This window comes from Psychrobacter sp. H25, assembly GCF_059076335.1.
Map to the genome: position 1 here is coordinate 831,982 of NZ_JCACRV010000001.1, position 24,070 is coordinate 856,051.

17 protein-coding genes are annotated in these 24,070 nt (G+C 44.0%); 13 read left to right on the forward strand and 4 right to left on the reverse strand.

Annotated elements, in window-relative coordinates; translation table 11 throughout:
- The first annotated feature begins 19 nt into the window (after positions 1-19).
- The 5 genes from nrdA to yfaE all read left to right on the forward strand — a co-directional run bounded on the left by nrdA (position 20) and on the right by yfaE (position 6,327).
- Positions 20-2,296: a class 1a ribonucleoside-diphosphate reductase subunit alpha gene (nrdA, locus tag AC5JPO_RS03255; protein ID WP_493853249.1), complete on the forward strand. Its 2,277-nt coding sequence runs from the start codon at positions 20-22 to the stop codon at positions 2,294-2,296.
- 98 nt (positions 2,297-2,394) lie between these two features.
- Positions 2,395-4,041, forward strand: coding sequence for a P-loop ATPase, Sll1717 family (locus AC5JPO_RS03260; RefSeq protein WP_493853250.1), 1,647 nt, complete (start codon positions 2,395-2,397; stop codon positions 4,039-4,041).
- Between the two features lie 342 nt (positions 4,042-4,383).
- Entirely contained in the window at positions 4,384-4,755 is a 372-nt protein-coding gene (locus AC5JPO_RS03265) for a hypothetical protein (protein WP_493853251.1), read from the forward strand.
- Between the two features lie 97 nt (positions 4,756-4,852).
- Positions 4,853-5,986 (forward strand): class Ia ribonucleoside-diphosphate reductase subunit beta, encoded by a 1,134-nt coding sequence (gene nrdB, locus AC5JPO_RS03270; protein ID WP_493853252.1) that lies wholly within the window; start codon positions 4,853-4,855, stop codon positions 5,984-5,986.
- Between the two features lie 71 nt (positions 5,987-6,057).
- Positions 6,058-6,327 (forward strand): class I ribonucleotide reductase maintenance protein YfaE, encoded by a 270-nt coding sequence (gene yfaE, locus AC5JPO_RS03275; RefSeq protein ID WP_493851682.1) that lies wholly within the window; start codon positions 6,058-6,060, stop codon positions 6,325-6,327.
- Positions 6,328-6,487: 160 nt separating this feature from the next.
- On the opposite strand, the gene AC5JPO_RS03280 is transcribed toward yfaE, so the two are convergent.
- The gene (locus AC5JPO_RS03280; protein WP_493853253.1) at positions 6,488-7,816 is read right to left on the reverse strand and encodes a S1C family serine protease; all 1,329 of its coding nucleotides are present in this window, start codon (positions 7,814-7,816) and stop codon (positions 6,488-6,490) included.
- A 327-nt stretch (positions 7,817-8,143) separates the two neighbouring features.
- On the opposite strand from AC5JPO_RS03280, the gene AC5JPO_RS03285 reads away from it, so the two are divergent.
- Both AC5JPO_RS03285 and AC5JPO_RS03290 read left to right on the forward strand, forming a co-directional pair.
- Complete coding sequence (locus AC5JPO_RS03285; protein ID WP_493853254.1) at positions 8,144-8,962, forward strand: Nif3-like dinuclear metal center hexameric protein; 819 nt, start codon at positions 8,144-8,146, stop codon at positions 8,960-8,962.
- Positions 8,963-9,945: 983 nt separating this feature from the next.
- Positions 9,946-11,154: a transglycosylase SLT domain-containing protein gene (locus AC5JPO_RS03290; protein WP_493843345.1), complete on the forward strand. Its 1,209-nt coding sequence runs from the start codon at positions 9,946-9,948 to the stop codon at positions 11,152-11,154.
- Between the two features lie 128 nt (positions 11,155-11,282).
- On the opposite strand, the gene AC5JPO_RS03295 is transcribed toward AC5JPO_RS03290, so the two are convergent.
- The 3 genes from AC5JPO_RS03295 to AC5JPO_RS03305 all read right to left on the reverse strand — a co-directional run bounded on the left by AC5JPO_RS03295 (position 11,283) and on the right by AC5JPO_RS03305 (position 16,607).
- A complete protein-coding gene (locus AC5JPO_RS03295) occupies positions 11,283-14,264 on the reverse strand; it encodes a LysM peptidoglycan-binding domain-containing protein (RefSeq protein ID WP_493853255.1) in 2,982 nt (993 codons plus the stop codon).
- A 326-nt stretch (positions 14,265-14,590) separates the two neighbouring features.
- Positions 14,591-15,085, reverse strand: coding sequence for a hypothetical protein (locus AC5JPO_RS03300; protein ID WP_319050289.1), 495 nt, complete (start codon positions 15,083-15,085; stop codon positions 14,591-14,593).
- A gap of 301 nt (positions 15,086-15,386) precedes the next feature.
- Positions 15,387-16,607, reverse strand: a complete 1,221-nt coding sequence (locus AC5JPO_RS03305) for a hemolysin family protein (RefSeq protein ID WP_319050288.1) — start codon at positions 16,605-16,607, stop codon at positions 15,387-15,389.
- A 688-nt stretch (positions 16,608-17,295) separates the two neighbouring features.
- On the opposite strand from AC5JPO_RS03305, the gene yajC reads away from it, so the two are divergent.
- From yajC to AC5JPO_RS03335, 6 genes are all read left to right on the forward strand, one after another.
- Positions 17,296-17,625 carry a preprotein translocase subunit YajC gene (gene yajC, locus AC5JPO_RS03310; protein WP_319050287.1) on the forward strand — a complete coding sequence of 110 codons (330 nt, stop codon included), beginning with the start codon at positions 17,296-17,298 and terminating at the stop codon, positions 17,623-17,625.
- Between the two features lie 377 nt (positions 17,626-18,002).
- Positions 18,003-19,880, forward strand: a complete 1,878-nt coding sequence (secD, locus tag AC5JPO_RS03315; RefSeq protein ID WP_493853256.1) for a protein translocase subunit SecD — start codon at positions 18,003-18,005, stop codon at positions 19,878-19,880.
- Between the two features lie 9 nt (positions 19,881-19,889).
- Positions 19,890-21,143: a protein translocase subunit SecF gene (secF, locus tag AC5JPO_RS03320; RefSeq protein WP_493853257.1), complete on the forward strand. Its 1,254-nt coding sequence runs from the start codon at positions 19,890-19,892 to the stop codon at positions 21,141-21,143.
- Positions 21,144-21,416: 273 nt separating this feature from the next.
- The gene (locus AC5JPO_RS03325) at positions 21,417-22,820 is read left to right on the forward strand and encodes an MATE family efflux transporter (RefSeq protein ID WP_493853258.1); all 1,404 of its coding nucleotides are present in this window, start codon (positions 21,417-21,419) and stop codon (positions 22,818-22,820) included.
- A 124-nt stretch (positions 22,821-22,944) separates the two neighbouring features.
- Complete coding sequence (locus tag AC5JPO_RS03330; protein WP_493853259.1) at positions 22,945-23,676, forward strand: AzlC family ABC transporter permease; 732 nt, start codon at positions 22,945-22,947, stop codon at positions 23,674-23,676.
- Positions 23,666-24,025, forward strand: coding sequence for an AzlD domain-containing protein (locus AC5JPO_RS03335; RefSeq protein ID WP_443524188.1), 360 nt, complete (start codon positions 23,666-23,668; stop codon positions 24,023-24,025). The genes AC5JPO_RS03330 and AC5JPO_RS03335 overlap by 11 nt, the downstream gene beginning before the upstream one ends.
- Positions 24,026-24,070: the final 45 nt, after the last annotated feature.

Consider the following 24,070-nt stretch of genomic DNA (forward strand, 5'->3'; position numbering starts at 1 on the left):
AATCAAAATAGAGGCCAGCATGACACATATTGATAAAATCCAAGTAACCAAACGTGATGGACGTTTAGAGCCTATTGATTTAGACAAAATTCACAAGGTGATCGCGTGGGCGGCTGATGGCTTGGACAATGTGTCGGTATCACAAGTTGAGCTAAAGTCGCACATCCAGTTTTATGAAGGTATCAAGACGCGTGACATTCACGAAACCATCATCAAGTCTGCTGCCGACCTCATCTCTGAAACCACGCCTGACTATCAGTATCTCGCTGCGCGTTTGGCTATCTTCCATCTGCGTAAGATTGCTTATAACCGATTCACGCCGCCGCATCTGTATGACCATGTCAAAACGTTAACGGACGCTGGCAAATACGACGAGCATATCCTAGCAGACTATAGCCGTGCTGAATTTGATGAGTTAGAAGAATACCTCGACCACTGGCGCGATATGAATCTTGCTTATGCGGCTGTTGAGCAAATGGCTGGTAAATACTTGGTACAGGATCGCGTGAGCAAGACTGTCTATGAGAGCCCGCAGTTCTTGTATATGCTGGTCGGTATGTGTCTGTTTAGCCAATACGACAAGTCAGACCGTCTTGATTTCGTCAAACGCTTCTATGATGCGACCTCAGAGTTCAAAATCTCACTACCAACGCCTATCATGTCAGGTGTGCGTACACCATCGCGCCAGTTTAGCTCGTGCGTACTGATCGAATGTGGTGATAGCCTAGACTCAATCAACGCCACCACTAGCGCCATCGTACGCTATGTATCACAGCGCGCTGGTATCGGCATCAACGCAGGTCGTATCCGCGCCCTCGGTAGCCCTATCCGTGGCGGTGAAGCGCAGCATACTGGCTGTATCCCGTTCTATAAACTGTTCCAGACAGCGGTGAAATGCTGCTCACAGGGCGGCGTCCGTGGCGGTGCAGCGACTCTATTTTATCCACTATGGCATTTAGAAGTTGAGTCATTACTGGTACTCAAAAACAACCGCGGCGTCGAAGACAACCGTGTTCGTCATATGGACTACGGCGTACAGTTAAACAAAACGATGTACACGCGCCTCATCAAAGGCCAAGACATTTCGCTATTCTCACCAGGTGATACGCCAGGCCTCTATGATGCGTTCTTTGAAGATCAAGATAAATTCGAAGAGCTATACACCCAGTACGAAAACGATCCTAACGTGCGTAGCCGTCAGATCCCAGCAGCAGATTTGTTCAGCCTAATGATGCAAGAGCGCGCCAGTACGGGTCGTATCTATATCCAAAACGTTGATCATTGCAACACCCATAGCCCATTTGATGCCTCGGTTGCGCCGATTCGCCAGTCAAACCTATGTATGGAAATCGCGCTACCGACTAAGCCACTAGATAACATCAATGACGAAGAAGGCGAAATCGCGCTTTGTACGCTATCAGCGGTCAACTTGGGTAAAGTTGACAACGTCAGCGATATCGAAGAGCCAGCTGAGCTAATCGTGCGTGCGCTTGATGCCCTGCTCGACTATCAAGACTATCCCGTAAAAGCGGCTCAAAACGGCAGTATGCGTCGCCGTACGCTCGGTGTGGGCGTGATTAACTATGCGTACTACTTGGCTAAGAATGGCGCACGCTACTCTGATGACAGCGCGCTTGGTCTGACTCATCAGACGTTTGAAGCGTTGCAGTTCTATCTCTTGAAAGCGTCAAACAAATTGGCAAAAGAGCAAGGCGCGTGTCCTGCGTTCAATGAGACCACGTACTCACAAGGTATCTTGCCGATTGATACGTACAAAGCTGACTTGGACAAAATCTGCCAAGAGCCGCTACATCTCGATTGGGAAACGCTACGTGGTGAGATCACTGAGCACGGTCTACGCAACTCTACCCTAACCGCCTTGATGCCGTCTGAGACCTCAAGCCAGATCGCCAACGCGACCAACGGTATTGAGCCACCACGTGGTCTGGTCTCTATCAAAGCGTCAAAAGATGGCATCCTAAAGCAAGTCGTGCCTGAGATTGCTACCCTAAAAGATCAGTACGAGCTACTATGGCAAATGCCAAACAATGACGGTTACCTAAAGCTGGTCGCTATCATGCAAAAATTCGTCGATCAAAGTATCTCTGCCAATACCAACTACGATCCAGTTCGTTATGCTGGTGGCCGTGTACCGATGAAGATATTGCTAAAAGACTTGCTAAACGCTTATAAAATGGGTGTGAAGACGTTGTACTACCATAACACTCGTGATGGTGCGAACGATGCCCAAGCGGATATGGAAGATGATTGTGCTGGCGGTGCGTGTAAGATCTAGGCTATTGATGAATGGCGGGTTTGGCTTTTTGGTTAAGCTCGCTGTTTGCTACCGTTAAATATAATCAAAGTAGTAATATCCCATTCAAGGATTAGAATATGGATAAAATAAAAATAAAACCCAATACGAAGATTGCCAAACTTGACGCTGCATTTGATGAAAAATTTCTTGAGCACTGCTTTCAAGATAATGGATTATTAGATGAATTGATAGACTGTAGTGAAAGTGAGTCTATAATACTGGGAAGAACAGGAGCTGGAAAGACAGCTGGATTAATAAAGATAGATAAAGTAACTGATAATTCGAAATTTTTAGACCTTGAAGATATTTCCTTAAGATTCGTAGATAACTCAAATGTTATTCCAATTCTTGATGAGCTCGGAGTAAATTTAAATTTATTTTATAGATACCTTTGGAGACATATACTTTCAAGTGAGCTTCTAAAGCTTAAATATCCAAATTGGGATTCGGAAAAGACATTAACAAATTATCTTGGTGACTTATTCAGTAAATCAAAGAGCCCAGAAGAAGAGTCAGCAATACAATACTTGAAAGAATGGTCTGATACTTATTGGATGGAAACTGAAGAAAACCTCAAAGAAATTATTAATAAATTTGATGCTACGGTTCAAAGTGAGATTAATACTGGTATAGGGAACTTTGGTAGTAAGTTAAATGCAGGTGTTGATATTTCGAACGAAGAAAAAACAGAAATTGTTCAGCGTGCTACGAAAGTAGTCAATGATGTACAGATTGCTAAACTATCTAAAATAGTTGGTCTTCTAAATTCACATGTTTTTGTGGATAACAAGCAAAACTATTACATATTGATAGATAAGCTTGATGAAAACTGGACAAGTAGCAATATCAAATACAGATTAATTCGATCTTTAATAGAAGAAATAAAATACTTCCGCAAAGTAAAAAACATCAAAATTATAATTTCGCTTAGAGTGGATTTGTTTTTGATAACTTTAGATGAAACCCGTGACAGTGGTTTTCAAGAAGACAAAATACGATCGCTCATACATAAAATTCAATGGGATGAAGCTAGCCTTAAGGAGCTAGTAAATAGTCGAGTTCAATATGTATTTGAACATAAGTATACAAGAGCTAAAGTCAATTTTGATGACTTGCTTCCTAATTCACAAGGTAGAGCTGGAGACCCATGGGACTACATAGTTCAGCGAACCTTTTTGAGGCCTAGAGATGTTTTACAATTCGTAAATCACTGTTTTGACAAAGCTACCAATAAAACAAAAATAGATTGGCCATCAATTTTAGCTGCTGAGAAAGAATATTCTCAAGAACGACTTAGCTCTCTTTATGAGGAATGGTTAGATATATATCCTTCACTAGAAATATTAATCCCTTTAGTTAGTGGTATTGACGAAACCTTCTCTAGGGATCAAATAGTTAACAAATATGATTGGTCATATAAGCTAATTGATATATATGGAAATCTAAAAAGATATGAATCAAAAGACAAATTAGCATCACTTATTATAAAGTTTTGGGACGAAAAGGCTCAAAATGGAACTACAGAAAATATAGAATATATATTCAACGAAGTACTTAGTTGCTTCTATAGAGTCGGTATTTTAGGGCTATCAAACAACAGACCTGATAATTTTGATTGGTCTTTTATAAACTCTTCGTACAAGACTAACTTAGACTGTAGTCAAGCTAAATATTTTAAAATGCATAAAATGTTTCACCATGTACTACATATTGAGACTGCTTGAAACTTTACTATTTATTAAAGTTGTAGGGTGCGCCCAGCGCACCGATGATATAAAAACTATGTTTAAAGGTGCGCGAGGCGCACCTTACAAGTTACGCCCAAACGGAAAAATCATTAAGAAAAAAGAAAGACGCCTGAATAAGGCTTTTTAGCCCCGACTATAGCGGTATCCTGCTGACGATGATGGCGATGCAGTCTGTGGCTGAACGTAGTATCGAGACAACAGGAATGCGGTCAGACACAATAGACTGCACGCCAGCGGCAAAGCAGATACAAGCGGTAGGCGGGATTGGCTACTGTTATAATTAAAACATACAGATAGAACTAAAACGACGGAGGTCATGTGCACTATACCGCAATCATCAAAGACGGTGGGTTGTTTATCCCAAACGTATTTTCAGACCTAAACGATGGTGGCTCGCATATCGTACAAGTCGAGGTTGATATTGCAGAGGTGCGTCAGCAGTTAGGTGTGGATGAAGCACCAAAGACAACTGTCGCCAAAAAAAGCGTGGCAAAAGCAGCCAAAAAACCAGCATCAAGAGCGGCTAAAAAAGACGTAAAAACAGCAGCAGAAGCGTCTGATGTGAGCACCCTACGTAAAAGCGCGCTTGATGAATTAGAAGCACTCGATGATAGTGAACTGAGCGAGATATTCAAAGCCTATATGAACGATGGGCAAGAGTCGTCGCAGATATCACTAGAGAACCTCTAAGCTAAAACGCTATAATCCAAAAACGTGTCATAACATCATATCAAAATCAGTCAAACCCATATAAATTAATAACCGTATCAATTATAAAGGCAGTCCCATGACTTACTCGATTTTTTCTCAAACGCCAAACAATGCGCTAAAAGAGCCGATGTTCTTTGGTCAGCCCGTCAACGTGGCGCGCTATGACCAACAAAAGCACCCTATCTTTGAGCAATTAATTGAAAAGCAGCTGTCGTTCTTTTGGCGTCCAGAAGAAGTCGATGTGTCACGCGATCGTATCGACTTTAGCAATCTGTCCTCGCACGAGCAGCATATCTTTTTGAGCAACCTCAAATACCAGACCCTACTCGACTCGATCCAAGGTCGCAGTCCAAACGTCGTGCTACTGCCGCTGGTGTCTATCCCTGAGCTTGAGACGTGGATTGAGACATGGTCGTTCTCTGAGACCATTCACTCGCGCAGTTATACGCATATCATTCGTAATATCGTCAATGACCCAAATATTATCTTTGATGACATCATGCAAAACGAGCACATCTTAGGCCGTGCCTCTGATATCGCCCAGTACTATGATGAGCTGTATCGCAACTCACAGCTATACAGCTTATACGGTGCAGGCACGCACAATATCAATGGCGAGCAAGTCACGGTTGATTTACGATCGTTGAAAAAGCAGATGTATCTATGCATTATGGCGGTCAACGTCCTAGAAGCCATTCGTTTCTATGTGTCGTTTGCTTGCTCGTTTGCCTTTGCTGAGCGTAAATTGATGGAAGGTAATGCCAAAATCATTAAGCTCATCGCACGTGATGAGGCGCTGCATTTGACGGGTACGCAGCACATGCTGAACCTGATGCGCAATGGTCGTGACGATCCTGAGATGGTCGAGATTGCCGCAGAGTGCTATGAAGAAAGTATCGAAATCTTCCGCAAGGCTGCTGAACAAGAAAAAGAATGGGCAGGTTATTTGTTCAAAGACGGCTCGATGATTGGTCTAAACAAAGACATCCTATGCCAATACATCGAATACATCACCAACTTGCGCATGGAAACCGTCGGCTTGCCAGCGGCGTTCCCGAACTCAAAATCAAACCCAATCCCATGGATCAACACGTGGTTGTCGTCTGACAATGTGCAAGTAGCACCGCAAGAGACTGAGATTAGCTCGTACTTGGTTGGTCAGATCGACTCTGACTTATCAGACAGCGACTTTGATGATTTTGAATTATAAGAGCTTTGAATTGTAACCGTTTTACGTTTTAATAGCAGTAACAGCAAAGACATATCCCAATAGGACGAATTATGACGTGGGTAATGACCAGTAAGCAGCAATTTTACTTGCATGACGATGAAAGTCTGCTTGATGGTCTGCTGCGCACTGGTCATGAAGTCAACTATCAATGCCGTGAGGGCTATTGTGGTAGCTGCCGAGTCAAGCGTATTGCCAGCTCGCATACGGTGGATTATCCGTTTGATCCACTCGCGATGATTGAGGACGATGAGATCCTACCCTGCTGCTGCCGAGTGCAAGGGGTTATTCATATCAACCATGACCCCATTGAAAAGTCATAATGCAATGGTAAACGCAAAACCCTAAGCTTACGACAGTCAGCGTTGCTAAAATGGTTCAAACCGTCAAAAAAAAAGCGCGCCCCTTTAGATAAGGAGCGCGCTTTTTTATGCGACTAGCTAAATCAATATGCTAATGAAGAGCGTATATTATCAATACACCTTACTGTGCCGCCGTGTCTTGTTCAAACAGTTTCATCAGCTCTTCGCGCATACGATCACGCTCGGCTTTTGACATCATTGGCGCCTCTTCATCACTTTGAATACTTGGCTCTGCTTCCATACCGCCCATACTCTCTCCTTGCAGTACGACAGGACGCTCGATAGGCTCTTGGACAGGACGTTCCTCTAGCATGATTTTGACTTGTGCATTCTTGCCTTGGCGTAGTATCTGCGCATCCAGTTCAGTATTTGGTGGCTTGCGAGCGACATACTGGATCAAGGTATTGGCATCGGTCATCTCGACACCATCGATGGTTAGGATGATATCACCAACACGCAGTCCACTCTTGGCAGCAGGACCACCTTCGATGACATTTAGCACTTCTACACCAGTTGAGGTTTCAAGCTGCGTTGGGTCACGTAGTTGTGACTGAATCTCGATACCGAGCCAGCCACGACTGACGCGGCCATCTTTGATGAGCGCATTCATCACTTGCTCAACGAGCGCTGTAGGAATCGCAAAACCAATCCCCATCGAGCCACCAGAGCGTGAGAATATGACGGTGTTGATACCGACTAGCTCACCGCGCGCATCGACCAGTGCCCCGCCCGAGTTACCTGGGTTGATCGCCGCATCCGTCTGGATAAAGTCTTCAAATTTATTGACACCCAGTCCAGTACGTCCAGTCGCTGAGATAATCCCTTGGGTCACCGTTTGACCGACACCGAATGGATTGCCAATAGCTAGGGCCAAATCACCGACACGGATTGGGTCTTCACGGAAACCAAGGGGCGTCAGTCCTGTCATATCGACTTTGATCACTGCCAAGTCACTGTCTGGATCAGTACCGATGACTCTAGCACGGCTCTTGCGACCATCGTTGAACGCCACGGTAATCTCATCGGCTTTTTCGATCACGTGAGCATTAGTCACGATATAGCCGTCTTCTGATACGATGACCCCTGAACCTAGATTGGTCGACCCTTGATCTTGTGACGGTCCGCTATGATTTTCAAAAAAACGGCGCAATACAGGATCATCCATATAAGGGTGCTCCATCATCGCTTGGGTCGTATAGATATTGACCACCGACTGTGACGCGCGTGCTACTGCGTTATGATAAGAAGATGTCGGCGCTGGCGTGTCTGCCACTGGTGCTGAGGCTTGCTGCTCAGCTGGCGTGGTTCTTGGTGGTTCCCATGTCGCCTCTGATGTCGACTTCATACTCATAAACAACCAGATAAACGCTGCTAACACTAGCAACAACAAAACCCAAGGCAACCATTTTAATAGGGATGCCTTGTTATGGGTGTTCTGGGATGACGACATATAGAACCTCTATAAATGTAATGCAAACAAACAATGAAAAATGAAATTATAAGAGATAAAGTAAGTTGGTTGCGACTGATCGCATCTCATTGTCTGGCTCAGCAATGAAACGGTCTGACTAGGCAACGCGACTGTCTGTTTGGGCAACGGATGCACAGATAAGCAGACTTACATGTATAAATTATAACCGCAATGCCGTCAAATAGTAACGTATCGTGTACCGTTTCAGTTATCCATCTTGTCTACTCTTTTGCAGGGTCATGTTAAAATAAAAACCATGTAAAATATTTGCTACAGAGACCGATACGATAAGAATAAGGAAACCCAATGACCCAAAACACGACTAAATCTTTGACCAGTAGTATCAGTGCACAAGAACTGACGCAGTTCTGTGATGAGTATCTATCTACCAGTGCATTTAAAGACTACGCGCCAAACGGGCTACAAGTAGATGGTGGACGACCGATACAACGCATCATGACGGGGGTTACAGCATGTGAAGCCTTAATTGACGCTGCTATCGCTGATAATGCTGATGCCATTATGGTGCATCATGGTTACTTTTGGAAAGGCGAACCTGCCCCGCTCACAGGCATGAAGGGTCGACGTGTCCGTAAACTCATGCAGCACGGTATCTCTATGATTGGCTATCACTTGCCGCTTGACGCGCATCCTGTGGTTGGCAACAATGCCCAGTTGATCGATGTCTTAGGTATGACGATGATTGGTGCGCTCTACCCTTCCGAGTCGCACCCTGTTGGCAATATTGCCACTTGTACACCGCAAACTACTGATGATCTTATCACCACAATTACTCAAGTATTAGGGCGCGTACCGCTTCATATCTCAGCCAATTATGAAAACAACGCAGATGCTCACTCACAGAACAGACTGATCAAACGAGTGGGTATTTGTACCGGTGGTGCCCAGGATATGATTGACCAAGCGGCTGCTATGGGCTGTGATGCCTTTATATCAGGAGAGATATCTGAGCGTACCACGCATAGTGCGCGAGAGTTGGGTATCGACTATTTTGCCTGTGGTCATCATGCAACCGAGCGTGGCGGTATCCAAGCATTGGGCGATATCGTTGCCAAAAAATTCGAGTTACCAGTGACGTTTATTGATATCAATAACCCTGCCTAATAAATCAGCATAGCGTGTATGGACAGTTACATGGTAGAAAAACAGATTGAAAATTGACAGTTTCGGGCTCATTTAAATTCACTGTCTATCTTTTTTTAGCCATTATTAGTCTTTTGTGAATAACAAACAGTTAATGTACGGAAATTTAACCGTTTATGTCTCTATTGTTAAGTTTTATCGCTTTTTTCTTAACTCTACTTGAATAATACAATCGGTAACCGCATATTACTACCTGTAAGAAAGAACGTTTTGTCATGAAACTTCCCATTATTACAGCTTCCGGTTATGGCACTAGAGTGATATTGGTAGTAATCTAAGATTTTATTACACATGATAAGTAATGATATTTTAGAATGCTGGCCACTGAGGCACGATGTATGCAATATATTTTGGCAACACCGCGTTTTTAACTTTAGTGTCGCGATGACAATATGACGTGGCTTGTTTTTATTTGATAGCTACTGTACTTACTCTCATCGCTGGACAAGAAACTTTGTAGCAAGCCACCTTATTACTAATAACACAAGGTGTTGCCAGCTTTCAAAGTTGCATAGTAAAGGCAGACGAAGATATTTATTTTAATCTTAAAATATCTCAATGCTACTTAGCGCTATGTCATTGTCCCAATGACTTACTCATGACCTTACCTATGTTTGATATATAGTTGTTTGACCATTAGCCACATCGAAACATTGATGAAGGAATCATCTGATCTATATCCTTCCTATAGTCGTGCGTCTAGATTTTGAGACGACTGTTGTGATGATATAGAGGATACCTGAATCGCCGGTTAATGATCGCTCATATCGCTAACTCTTAGAGAGAGTATGCTAGTGGCACTGTATTCAAGCAAGATGATATGTACTTGTTTTATTTAAAAGTACCCTATTGTCTGAGACACTATATCGATAGATGCAAAATGACGTGCATTTGTCTTTATGTGTTTTTGTGGTAAGAAGGATGGCTAAAATCAGGAGACATCCATGCAACGTATTACTTATCGTGTAAAAGTATCTGCGCAAGGGGCCAAACGCCGTATTTCTTATTTACTGCGTCCATCTAAACGCCTGCTTAACACCAAAAGTAACATCGTTTCATCCGTTACCCCTACCGCGTCAGGGCGTTTTGCCAGAACCAAGAAGCTGGCACAAGTATCTAGCATAGCGCTACTCTCTCTGCCAGCAGAAAGTCTGACCACTATGAGCGCGCCTGTGCCAGCTTATGCCAACGTCATGCTAGAGAACACCTTAACCATTGCCGCAGTACCAGGCGATAGTACCTATTTTGCGACTGATGGCTTCCAACATGGCTTTGGATTTGATTTGGTGCGCACTTACGCTGATGAGCTGGGTGTTGATATCGACCTAAAAGCTTATGCTAACGAAGAAGCTGCGCTAAAAGCTATCAGATCAGGTGATGCTGATATGGCGCTGACTACTGCCAGCACCAAGCTAAAAAGCCAGCTTAATCTGTCCTCTATAAATGTCAGCTGTGGTTATGATGCCAGTTTGACTAAAAATGGCTTACATCCAAAAGTCAGCTGGACGTTCAGTTCACCTAATGACCCACTATCCAAAAAAGCCAGTTACTTCTTGTGCGATAGCATCAAGCTACAAAACACACAGAAGCTGGCAGCATTCTACAATCAGAACTTGCTAAAAGATGCATATAGTCAGGATCATTTCCAAAAAACACTGACAGAAAAACTGCCTGATTATCAATCATCGTTTGAAGAGCAAGCGCGCAATTATAATCATGATTGGGAATTGCTAGTGGCTATGGGTTATCAAGAATCTCATCTGGATGCTGATGCGGTGTCACCGACTGGCGTACGTGGTCTTATGATGCTAACCAATAACACCGCAAAAGCGATGGGCGTCTCAGACCGTGTTGATCCTTACCAAAGCATTGGTGGCGGTGCACGCTACCTAGAGCAAGTCAAAGACGACTTCTCTGATGTACCCAAAACGGACCGTATTTGGTTTGCCCTTGCAGGTTATAACATGGGTCCCAATGCAGTCAAAAGAATTCAGCGTGAACTACGTGCTCAAGGTATTGATGATAAGAGCTGGGCGAACGTCTATGCTTATTTAGCAGATAACAAAGCTTCCAACAGTCGGTACGGGCAAGCAATGCATTATGTCAGTAACATCAGAAGCTACCTTGAGACCATCAAAACTCAAACTGTCTAGTCGATAGATCTTTATTGGATAGACACTTGTAAAACTAAATATCCAAAAAAAAGCTGCTCTTATTAAGAGCAGCTTTTTTGTTATACGGTCAATCAAAACGATATCTAGATACCGTATCTAAGGTCTCATTAACGGTTGGGTACTGTCAGACGCTGACCACGCTGCAACATAGTGTCAGCAGCGATATTATTCATGTCAGCCAGCTCTTGTGTCGATACGCCATACTTACGAGCTAGACCAATCAAGCTATCGCCTGAACCAACGGTATAGCTTACAGTTACTTTTGGTACTTTAAGGGTTTGACCACGCTGTAACTGTGCGTTAGTTGCCAGATTATTCGTCGCTGCTAAATCCTCAACAGAAACTCCAAATTGACGTGCCAAAGCAATTAAACCATCACCTGATTGGACTTTGTAGTTTTCAGTGTTACTCAGTTTTGTTCCGCTACTCGCAGAGCTGCTGCTGTTACTACTAGTAGAACTACTGCTTTGACTACTGCTAGAGGCACTTGCAACACTGCCACCAGCAGGAATCGTAATCGTACGACCCAGTATCAAATTAGAAGTGGTCGTTAAGTTATTCGCTGATGCCAAATCGCTCAAGCCGATGTTATAGCGTCTCGCCACACCAGTTAGCGTATCACCTGATTTTACTTTATAGCTAACCGCTTTATCATTGAGCTGACGATCAACCAATTCTTTAGACACAGGTACTTTTATCGTTTGACCACGTTGGAGACGTGCTCTTGCATCAAAGTTGCTGTTAACAGCAGCAATCTCTGCGGCACTAACACCCACACTATTGGCAATACCAATCAAGGTGTCACCTGATTGTACCTTATAACTGGTGGTCGCTACTGAGCTTGCGCTATTGGCACTACTAGAGCTTGACGTACTTGCTGTATCAAAATTAACACTAGCTGGTACTTTTAATGTCTGACCAACGTATAGTGAGCTGTTGGTATTGATACCATTTAGGCTGGCTAATGTGTCTGTTGATACATTGAACTGACGCGCTAGAGCAATCAGACCGTCTCCTGATTTTACTTTATAGTTCTTAGTTGCAGCGCTTGACTTGTTCGACCGAGTAGAAGGTGCCGCAGGTGTTGTCGCCGGTGCAGTCACTTTGCCCGGTATCAACCACAACTTTTGACCTCTAAGCAGATCTGCACGACTACTAAGATTGTTGTAGCTGGCAAGCTGCGTGACTGACAAGCCAAAGCGATTTGCTGTACCGATGAGCGTGTCGCCGCCTTGTACAACGTAGCTATCAGGCTGACTGGCTGCAGTATTATTGGCAGCAGCCAATGGCTCGATAAACTTAGCATTGTATAAATATAACGTACTACCAGACAATAAGTTGGCACTGGCGTCTATCTGGTTCCACTCTGCGATATCACGCCAGTTTACCCCAGCACGGCTTGCAATATTCGATAGAGTGTCGCCACGCTTGACTGTATAAGTACTGCGCGTGCCTTGCGGTTTTGGCTTGCTGGCCGATGACTTTGCAAAGCTAAGTTTTTTCTCTGCACCACTTGCTTCTAGGATAGACTGCTGTGTCTGAACCGCTGATAAATTGATATTACCATCAGCATTAATTACGTTAGTTTCAGAGGTGCTTCTACGAATTTGATTGGCAATGAAATCACGCTCTTCTTTGCTCAGTGGTGGCTCTTGGACAATCGTATTATTCTGAGTGATTTGAGCTGAAGTGGTCGGTAGACTGTTGCTACTCTTAAGCTCAGCATTGATTTTTTTGGTCTCAGCATTGGTCAATGGTGGCTCAGTACGCACTGAGGCACTACCGCTATAAACAGAGCTGCTCGTCGTTTGAGCCGATGGTGAGATATAGCTTGTCGTTTGCTGAGGGACGCTCGCGCTGGCAGCATAATCAGCTAAAGCGCTGCTGCTAGATGGTAGTGATGATGAGGTATATGGCTTGTTATTATAGCTTGGTGTCGTTGACGCCGGTGTGCTTGTATTACCAGATGCCAATACGTTACCTGTACCATTGCCGCGCAATAGGCTCAGTTTGGCATCAGCATTTAGGCTAACATCGTTAGGAATAATAACACGCTGCGGACCTGAAGAATCAACACGACCTGAGGTCAATGCCGTGTTGAGTCGTTCGAGCTCATCATAAGTCACACCTGTGAGCTGTGATACCTCAGACAAGCTCACACCATAGTTGACTGGTACACTACGGAAATGCTGACGGTTGGCAATAGCCGGTAGGTATACGCCATACTGCTCAGGTTTGGCAACAATTTCGGCAACTGCCAAAAAGCGTGGCACGTAGTTCATAGTCTCTGTAGGCAGCTGCAGTGACCAATAATCGGTTGGCAAGCCGCGTGCAGCGTTCGCATCAATGGCTTTTTGTACACGACCAGGACCTGCATTATAAGCCGCCAGCGCAAGCTCCCAACTACCAAATTGGTTGTGCAGTGCGGTCAAGAAGTCATAAGCGGCACGGGTCGACTCAATCACGTCACGGCGACCATCATAAGTACTGCTTTGGTTCAAACCATAAATACGGCCCGTACTTGGAATAAACTGCCATAACCCTGCCGCAGCTGCGCTACTGGTACCGCTTGGGTCATACGAGCTCTCAATAACAGGTAGCAAAGCCAGCTCTGTCGGGATATTACGTCGCTCAGCTTCTCGTACCGTATGATAAATATAACGGCTGGCACGCGCTGTTAGACGGTTTAGGTAGTCTTGTCTGCTAGTAAACCAGCTTTTTTGTCCTTCGATACGCTGATTATAAATCGGCTTACCACCGTTCATACGGTAACCAGCACGCAGGCGATTCCACAAATCACCATACTGTTGAATGGCAAGCTGGTTGCCTTCCACCATTGTCATATCAGTTGCTTCTAACAAATCTGCCAACTCATCTAAACTCTCTGCATCTAAAAATGCAGTAGAATAGTCTGTACTATTCGTCGCCACTTGAGTAGCAGGACGTTTAGTAACAACAGATGAGCTGTTAGTCGCACCTGTGTTTTTTACTGCTGAGGTGTTACTACACGCGCTAATGAGTAACGTTGATACTGCAAGCGTCAAGGGTAACGCGACAAACGAGCGAGATTTTGATAGCACAGTAGACATGGTATTGGAGGTTTCCTAACGACAGAAAGTGATAAGATAAAGTTGATAGATAGTATAGTATGCAACGTAAAGCAAAAACCAGCCTAATATAAAAGATAGTAATGATCGTTTAGAGAATCGTTTAAAGCTGGTACCTTTCAAAGACTTTTGATGTCAGACCTTTAACGTCAAAATCCTTAGTCATAAGTTTTGGCATCGACAATCAGACTGATTACTTTTTCAAAAAATAACCGTTTTTTGCTTTGTCTGACGGACATGCTTGGCTACCTACTCTTTTTGTTAACAGGTAATAGGTAGCAGCTAATTACGTTTGTTCTGAGTCAGACTTAGTTAATAGCTACTTGCGATACTGCGCGCAGTAGTATGGCATTACCAGTAGATACCGTCAGCGTCACCCGAGAGGTGGTAACAAACGATACTGGCTGACCATTTTTGATCCAGCTTTCGTTCGTTGTGACATTGGCTTTGGCCTGATCACCTGTGATGACCACATTATCTACTGATATGTCATAGCGATAATTCGACGTATCGTTCCAGCTATTCTGCAGTAGTCTCAAGTAGGCGTCTTTATCTAGGCTAGTCGACTTACCCTTTCTAGATAAAGAAATCAGCGCATCATCAGATACAAGACGCGCCACTTGATTGATGCTTTGGTTATTTGCAGAGGACTTCATTGCTGCTGCATAATTTTGCACCAAAGCTTCTGTCATCGTGGCAGCTTGTGCACTGATGCTAATGGTGCTGGCTACTGCTACTATCGCAGTGATGCTGGCGCCTTTTACCAAGAGAGCTAATAGCCCATTACCCAATAGTTTTTTCATGATAATCCTTAGCGATATTTTTCGTTAGCGTCATATAGTGACGATCAACGCTCTTTATCATTTATTTTGGCAGTACGTTTTTATAGATATATCTGTATGATTATACTTATATAATATGCCGAGCCTATCATCGAATTCTCACAGCCATGTGACACCCTGTGTAATTATTGCGACTAACAAAACGCAGAAGTCTCACATTCGCGGCTATGACACCGCACGTCATTAAAACGGTTATTTTTATGACGTTTGGTACCATAACATTTGACCTCAAGGGCTCTTAATACTAGATCAGCTCTCAATACTAGAATTTGGCGTCGCTATTGCTATCGTCATCTTGCTCGTCGTCACTGAGCTTCATACCCAAACGTTCTACACGTCTGTCCATCATTTGTCGAGCTAAGGCCTGCATATCTTCTACGCGATCTATCTCATCAACAATCTCAAGCCCTAGTAGTGTCTCAAAGACATCTTCTAACGTGACCAAGCCTTTTACTTCGCCATATTCACCGACAGTAATCGCAATATGAATACGGTTTTTTAGCATAAGCTCTAGTAGATCGAATAGCTTCATTTTAGAGAATACGAAAGTAATGTCTCTTTTGAACTGGGTCAACGGTTTGTGCATAGCATGATTGACTTTGGCCAATAACATGTCAGTCTTTAAAACAAAACCCGTAATATTATCTAAGTCACCATCATAAATAGGCAGTCGAGAAAAAGTCAGTTTTGGGCGATCAACCAATAACTCAGCCACTGTTTTGTTTTCTTCAAATGCGAGCATCACTGAGCGCGGCGTCATGATGTCTTCGACCTTTATAGCACCAAACGCCAGTAGATTACGAATAATACGTGACTCTAATGGATCGATCTGACCTGACTCTTCACCAATGCTAGCAAGTGCGGCAAACTCGCGACGGCTAAACGTTTGCGTCTCTTTACCGCGTACTAGTAGCTTAGTCAAGCGTTCTGACACCCAAATAAGAGGGTACAAAATCATGATAATACCGCGGACAAAGTATGCCACCATGCCACTCAGCTGACGCCAGTAGACCGTACCCAGTGTTTTTGGAATAATTTCAGATAAAAACAAAATGGCAAGCGTCATAATGGCAGAGAATAAGCCGAACCAAGCGCTACCAAATACGATCGTCGCCTGCGCACCAGCCCCGATAGAGCCAAGCGTATGCGCGACCGTATTTAGGGTCAAGATAGCGGCCAATGACTGGTCGATATTGTCAACTTTAAGGCTCTTTAGCATCGCTGCTTTTTTGGGGCTTGTTTCTTGCACATCGGCAATAAACGATGGCGTCATGCTAAGCAGAACAGATTCTGCAAGCGAACAGACAAAAGAGACGCCAATAGCGAGCAGAACAAAAAATATTAAGAGGGTAACGCTAAGCGCCGTTGGTGCTGCAGCAGCGGTGGTTGTGGCTACAGCACCAGCTGCCCATACAGACTGCGGTAGCATCAATAACGCTAACGCAGAAAAAAATGTATAACCAATTTGAGAACTATTCTTCATTCTCGGGGGAGGTTCTGCAGATGCGTCTTCACGATGAGCGCGCGGACGACATAAACGAGGTACAAACATAAAAGTGGTGAACAAGTTAGGTAACCTAAAAAGAGAAAAGGGAATATGACATGAAGAGCAAAAGATGTCGGTTAGTAGCATACTACAAGATCTCTAGAGATCATTATAATGTTGATTATATATAAATCAGATACGATGTCAGGCTCGTTCAGTCTACTCTGTAGTACTTTTACTCACCATCTACCTTGCTACACTGCATGAACCGATACCACTGCTCAAAGCTGACTTAGCACTGCTCCAAAGCTATATTTCGCTTCAATAGACAGCAGACTAAATACAGGCAATCATTGCCATTTGATAGTAGCATTGATAATAGCATTTCACAATAAGTCGCTATTTTTAAGTTTTTATTTTTTGGTCACTTTTATTGTTCATTATTGCCTCAATATTACTGAGCGAGTCACTGCTGTTTGTGGCTCCTTGTAATGCTATTTATGGCTTCGTATTTGCGTATCCTATACCTGGAATAGTAAAACGTTGCTGTGACACCTGTGTACTGCTAGTATGCCGCTACGCTAACAAAAACACGCTCAGCCTATGATTAACAGTTACCAAGTCGGGTATTTTTTGTTACTATGCGTCTAATTTTATTGTTATCTATGACTTACTGAGAGATATTATGAGCCTATTTATCCAAGCTGCCCATGCTGCCCCAGAGACTGCAGGTGCTGCAGGTTTATTCGGTCAGATTTTACTACCTGTTGCCTTTTTTGCCATTTTTTACTTTTTGGTTATTCGCCCGCAGTCTAAGCGTACCAAAGAGCACCGTGCAATGGTTAACGCTTTGAGCGTTGGTAATGAAATCATTTTTGCTGGTGGCTTAATGGGCCGTATCAAAGCAATCGAAGGCGATTATGCCGTCGTAAGCCTAAACAACAATACTGACGTAAAAGTACAACGTGCTTCTGTTATTTCAGTATTGCCTACTGGCACGATCGAAGGCGTATAGTCTCTACTGTTTCTTACTAGTAATGATTTGATGGTCATCTCACCACTGGGTGTCATGACAAAACAATGACCGTATATCATTTACGGTCATTTTTCGCTATTAAGGCAGTAAAGTATAGTTGCCATATAGGCTGAGTTTTTGTCTATATATATTGGCTCTTGAGACACATTGGTTTTATCTATTTGCTTGGTGATATTTTTGGTGACTAGATAAAGATACCGCTGTATTATTTGCTTTACTGTTTTATGCTTTACTATCACCGCGGATGATCGCAATGAAGCCTGCCAAATAGACAGTCAATCATTGCTGTCGCTAACTTCCCATCTGCTAACTTGTGGCTCACATCGCCAGTCGTTTATCAACCTAAAGAAGTGATTATGCAATATCCCGCTTGGAAATACTTAATTATTGCCGTCGTGCTACTCGTGGCCGGTCTATATGCTGCCCCTAACCTCTACCCTGACGAGCCTGCAGTGCAGATCACCAGTGCTGCAGCTGGCACGCAATTGTCTGAAGGCATTTTGACCGAGTCTCAAAGCTTGCTCGAAGAGGCAGGATTAGACAATCATGATGGTACGTTTGAGGGAAACAGTGCGCTGGTACGCCTCAACAACCCAGTTGACCAGCTAAAAGCGCAGGAAGTACTCCGTCAAAACTTGGGTGAGGACTATGTAGTCGCTCTCAACCTAGCACAGACGACCCCGCAGTGGCTGCGCGATATCGGTGCAAAACCGATGAAGCTCGGTCTTGATTTGCGCGGTGGTGTTCGTTTTGTACTAGAAGTTGATATGGACAAGGCACTTGAGCAGCGTTTGACCAGTGCCAGTCGTGATATGCGACGCGAGCTACGTGCTGAGCGAGTAGCAATCAAAGGTATAAAAACTGAAGAGCGCGGTGTTGTGTTGCATTTTGCTGACACTGATACACGTAATCGTGCACAGAATATTTTGCAAGGCTCGATGAGCAATACGTTTAATCTGCAATCTTCTATTGATGATCAAGGTCCTGCATTAGTGTTGTCGTATAATGATGCAACGCTTGATGAGATCAATAGCTATGCGGTCAATCAGAATTTAACGACTCTACGTAACCGTATTGCTGAGCTAGGTGTCACTGAAGCCTTAGTACAGTCTCAGGGTGCTAGCCGTATTGTGGTCGAGCTGCCAGGTGTACAGGATACCGCTGAAGCAAAACGTGTCCTTGGACGTACCGCAAACCTTGAGTTTCGTATGGTAGCAGACGACGCCGATACCTATACAGGCGGCATACCTCCTGCAGGCACAGAGGCCTTCCCGTTTGAGACATTAGATGGTCCACCAGTATTACTAGATCGCCAAGCGATCGTCACAGGTGACAAAGTAACCAACGCTCAAACTGGCGTAGATGAAAGCGGCCTACCTGAAGTAAGTATTACTTTGGACAGTGCTGGCGGCAAGCTCATGCAGAACGCCACTCGTACCGCTGTTGGTCAACAGATGGCTGTACTATTTATTGAAAACAAGCAAAGAATCACTTACGAAGAAGATCCAGAGACTGGTGAGACGACCGAAGTACGTACGCCTTATGCTGAAACTAAAGTTATCAACCGCGCTAACATTCAAGCGGTACTGGGTTCATCATTCCGTATCACAGGTTTAGATAGCACTGCTGAAGCAGCTGAGCTTGCTCTATTACTACGTTCAGGCGCACTTGCGGCTCCAATGTATTTTGTAGAAGAGCGCACCATTGGTCCATCATTGGGTCAAGAAAACATTGACAAAGGCTTGTTCTCTACGCAGGTTGGCTATCTTCTAGTCTTTGCGTTTATGATTATCTTCTATCGTCTGTTTGGGGTGATTGCCAACGTGGCACTCGCCGTGAACGTTATTATTATCATTGCTATCATGTCAATTTTGGGTTCATCACTGACTCTACCTGGTATCGCAGGTATCGTTTTGACCATCGGTATGGCCGTTGATGCCAACGTACTGATTTTTGAGCGGATACGAGAAGAAATAGCAAATGGCGTACGGCCAAAGTCCGCTATCGTGGCAGGTTTTGACCGCGCATTTAGTAGTATTTTTGATGCCAACATCACAACCTTACTGGTCGCGTTTATCTTATTTGCGATTGGTACAGGTCCGATTAAAGGCTTTGCGATTACGCTAGCTATTGGTATTGTCAGCTCACTATTCACCGCTATTTTGGTGACACGTGCACTGGTACAAATTGCTTACGGTAAGCGTAAATCCATCAAAAGTCTGAGCATCGGTTAGGAGAATACTATGGCGATCGATAATAACAACCCTTTAGAACAGCAGAACAACCCTGATCGAAATGGCTCGACTGGTGAGGCGACCAATGCAGGTACGCGACGCCGCAAAAAACCGCGTCGTGATGGTAAAGGTAGCAACACTAAAACCAATAATCCAACTGCCACAAAATCTGACAAAAGCAGTCGCCGCGGTGGCAAAGATAACAAAGACAGTCAGGCATTATCTACTGCGACTGATCCCAATCTAGTATCAGGTGACGCCGCTGATGATGCTGCAGCCGTAGCTGAAGGTGGTATCAAAGCGGTTGGTAATCAGCGTATTATTCCTTTTATGAAGATAGAGAAGCCAATGGCGCTATTATCTTTATTTATGGTTATCGCTAGTATCATTGCTATCGCTGTCAATGGCTTGAATTTAGGTCTTGATTTTACTGGTGGTGTCTCAGCAGACGTGCGTTATGAGCAACCTGTCGAGCAGGTAGCCGTGGTACAGGCGCTGGCAGACAGTGGGTTTGATGATGCTGTCGTACAGTATCTAGGCACTCGCGAGGAGCTACTAGTACGTCTACCGCCTCAGTCCGACAACGTCGATGGACTAAGTGCAGATCTCACTCAAGCATTGGCATTACCTGATAATACTGCTGATATTAGCAACGTCAATATCATTGGTAGCCAAGTGGGTAATGAGGTTTACTTAAACTCAGTTATGGCGCTAGCACTAGCACTGGCCTGTATGCTGGGCTATGTTGCCCTACGCTTTCAGTTCAAGCTGTCTTTGGGCGCTGTACTGTCTCTTTTTCATGATGCTGTCGTAACTATTGGTGTGTTTGCATTGTTCGGCTTTCCGTTCGATTTGACGGTATTGGCTGCTATCTTGGCCTTGATTGGTTATTCATTGAACGATACGATCGTTGTTTATGACCGTATCCGCGAGAACTTTCGCCGTGTTCGTGGCATATCGCCCAGTCAAACTGTCGATTTATCTTTGACTGAAACCTTACGCCGCACAATTATGACCATCTCAACTGTTCTATTGGTCGTACTAGCCATGCTCTTCTTGGGCGGCGATGGACTATACTGGTTCTCAGTGGCGCTATTTATCGGCTTGCTTGCCGGTACATACTCGTCGACTTATATCGCAAGCTCGATTCCATTACGTATGGGTCTATCGCGCGATGACTTTATTGTGAAAGTAAAACCAGAGTTCGAAGAAGAGATTGTTACTTTTAATGATCCAAAGATGTTTGAACAGGACAATGTCTAATAAGCCATATTAGCTGTCTAGCAAATTGGTTGAGCTAAGACGCGAACATAGCGTATTATTGGTCTTTATATTATCGCTACTCAAATAGTCATAATAACAGTCACTATCCTTAAAAGCGTCTAAATAAGAGCACCTGACTCATAAATGATGAGTCTAGGTGCTTTTGTCTTTATAGCTATTTTGTCTCACTTCTCATAGGTATGGCACTACTGTTTTGCTACAGATTAAATAACATATTACTCTCTTTATCACCTCAGTATAAACGAGCTACCAATGTCAGCCAACGCTTCAACATCTAATACCATGCCGCCTATTGATACCAGCTATAAGCGTATCATCGCGATTGCCCTGCCTGTACTATTGGCCAATCTGGCTATGCCACTGCAAAGTGTTATCGATACAGCAATCGTAGGCAATATGAATGACACTGCCAAACTGGCTGGTATGGGTCTGGCAATACAGCTGTTGTCCTTGTTGCTGGTCAGTTTTAACTTTTTGCAGTACGCCTCATCGGGACTTTCCGCACAGGCATTGGGACAGTTGGCTAATAGTACTGACCGTATTACAGCAACCTCTGCCACCACTCTGCTGTCTATCTTACAACGTGCGCTGTTGTTAGCCTTTATCATTGGCACAATATTGCTACTCGCAAAACCATGGCTGATTGATTATGGTTTACAAGCACTGTCAGCCAACCCGGAGAGCGGTCGCGCGGCAAAAACATATCTAGATGTACGCTTTTGGGGCGTGATAGCGGAACTCATGAACTTTGCATTTATTGGATGGTTTGCAGGACAAGGTAAGACACGATATATGCTCTACCAACAGGGTTTTATCGCCATAATCAATATCGTACTGACCTTATTTTTTGTGTTTGTAATGCAGATGGGTTTGGCTGGTGTTGCTCTAGGTACGACTATCGCATTTTGGTTAGGCGTCGTAATGGCATTGTGGTTAAGTCGTCATCACCTAACGATATCTTGGAGCGCTCTATTTAGGGCTGATAGCCAACATTTTACCAAAGAAAAGATGCTTAGGCTATTTTCTTTAAACAAAGATATTTTTGTACGTACACTTATTTTGACGCTAAGCTTTGCTTGGATTACTCGCCTATCTGCTCAAAGTGGCGACGTCATACTGGCAGCCAATGCTATTTTGTTACAAGTATTAAGTATCTCAGCCTTTGCGCTTGACGGCGTTGCTGTCTCTGCTGAAACCTTGAGCGGACAGGCCGCTGGTCGACGTGACTGGCCACGTTTTCGTCTGATCGTCAAACGCACAGGTGTGGTTAGCTATGCTCTCGCTATCATGTTGAGTGCCATTTGGTGGCTTGCAATGCCCACATACTTAGACTTTATGACCAATATTGAGCCAGTATTTACCCTCGCTTATGAGTACCATTGGTATGCCGTGCTATTGCCTCTTATCGGCGTGGGCGCCTACTGGTTGGATGGTATATTTTTTGGTTTGACCGCGGGTAATGTCATTCGAAATGCGGCCCTGATACTGGCTGTTGTTTTCTTTCCATTGAGTTGGTTACTTTATCAGCAATGGGATATGACTGGTATTTGGCTCAGCGTGTGGTGTTTGTTGCTATTGAGATTGATCATTTTAAGTGGGTTTTTATACCGTGCGCATCAGTCAGGTAGTTATGAGATGCTACAGCCTGAAGCATAGTGGTTCTCGACTAAATGCCTGCTTGGTTAGCCACCTTATGCAATGAGTGGTTTATCCTTAGAACGTATCAGTCTATCAGTCTATCAGTCTATAAAAAATTAGTAAGACAAATTTAGGATATCATGTGAGTACTCATTCAAATGAATTAAGCCAGCAACACAGCAGTCACTACGACTGGGCTGAGGGGTTTAAAAAAAGCTTACCCGTTGCTATGGGGTATCTGCCTGCAGGTATTGCCTTTGGTGTGCTGGCACAAGTTGCTGATATTCCCATATGGGCAACTATCATGCTCAGCATTGTGTTGTATGCTGGTGCCGCACAATACGCTTGTCTACCCATGCTAAGCGCAGGCTTACCAATCGGTAATATCGCAACCAATATCGCAGCGATCAATTTACGTCACGTATTTTACGGTATGCCATTATTACAGTATTTACCTCAACACAAACTCGCCAAAACGTATTGTTTGTTCGCCCTAACTGATGAGACATTTTCGGTGATGACCAGTCTACCCCATGAGTCACGACGAGCATTGATACTGCCTATTAGCTTATTCAATCAAAGCTGGTGGGTGCTCGCGAGTGCTATTGGCGTGGTCATTGGTAGTACGCTCAGTGATTTAGTACCGCATTTAGATTTTGCGTTGGTTTGTCTGTTTGCAATTTTAGCCTACGAGCAGTTTCAAAGTATCAAGCGTTACTTTCCAATTGGTATTGCAGTGATTGGCCTAATTATCGCCTCGCTATTTACGAGCGATTGGTTGCTATTAGTAGCCATTACTATCTGTATGATCATGATTTTGATACGTGGGTTTTGGATACAACGTCAAGAAATAGGAGCGCCTCATGACCAGTAGTTATCTTATTTTTGCAACACTTGCCATGGCTGCTGTTACCTTTATCACTCGTGCATTGCCAGCGCTAATACCTAGAAAAATTTTAGACACGCCTTGGCTACATCGATTGAATGAGAGCTTGCCGCTGTCTGTCATGGTCTTACTTATCTTGACCAGTCTGTCTTATCAGAATTTACCAGCAGATATCACATTCAATAACTCTGAGCTCCATTTATTGATGGCTCAAGTTGGTGCGCTTATTTTGGTACTATTTGTTTACCATATTAGCCGTCAACTTTTGGTGAGTATGGTCGTTGGTATTGCTGCAATCAATGGTTTGTTTTGGATACTTAGTCGATTTTTTGGCTGACTGTATGATGTCCACTCGTACTAGTGTCATTATTTCTGATTGTGC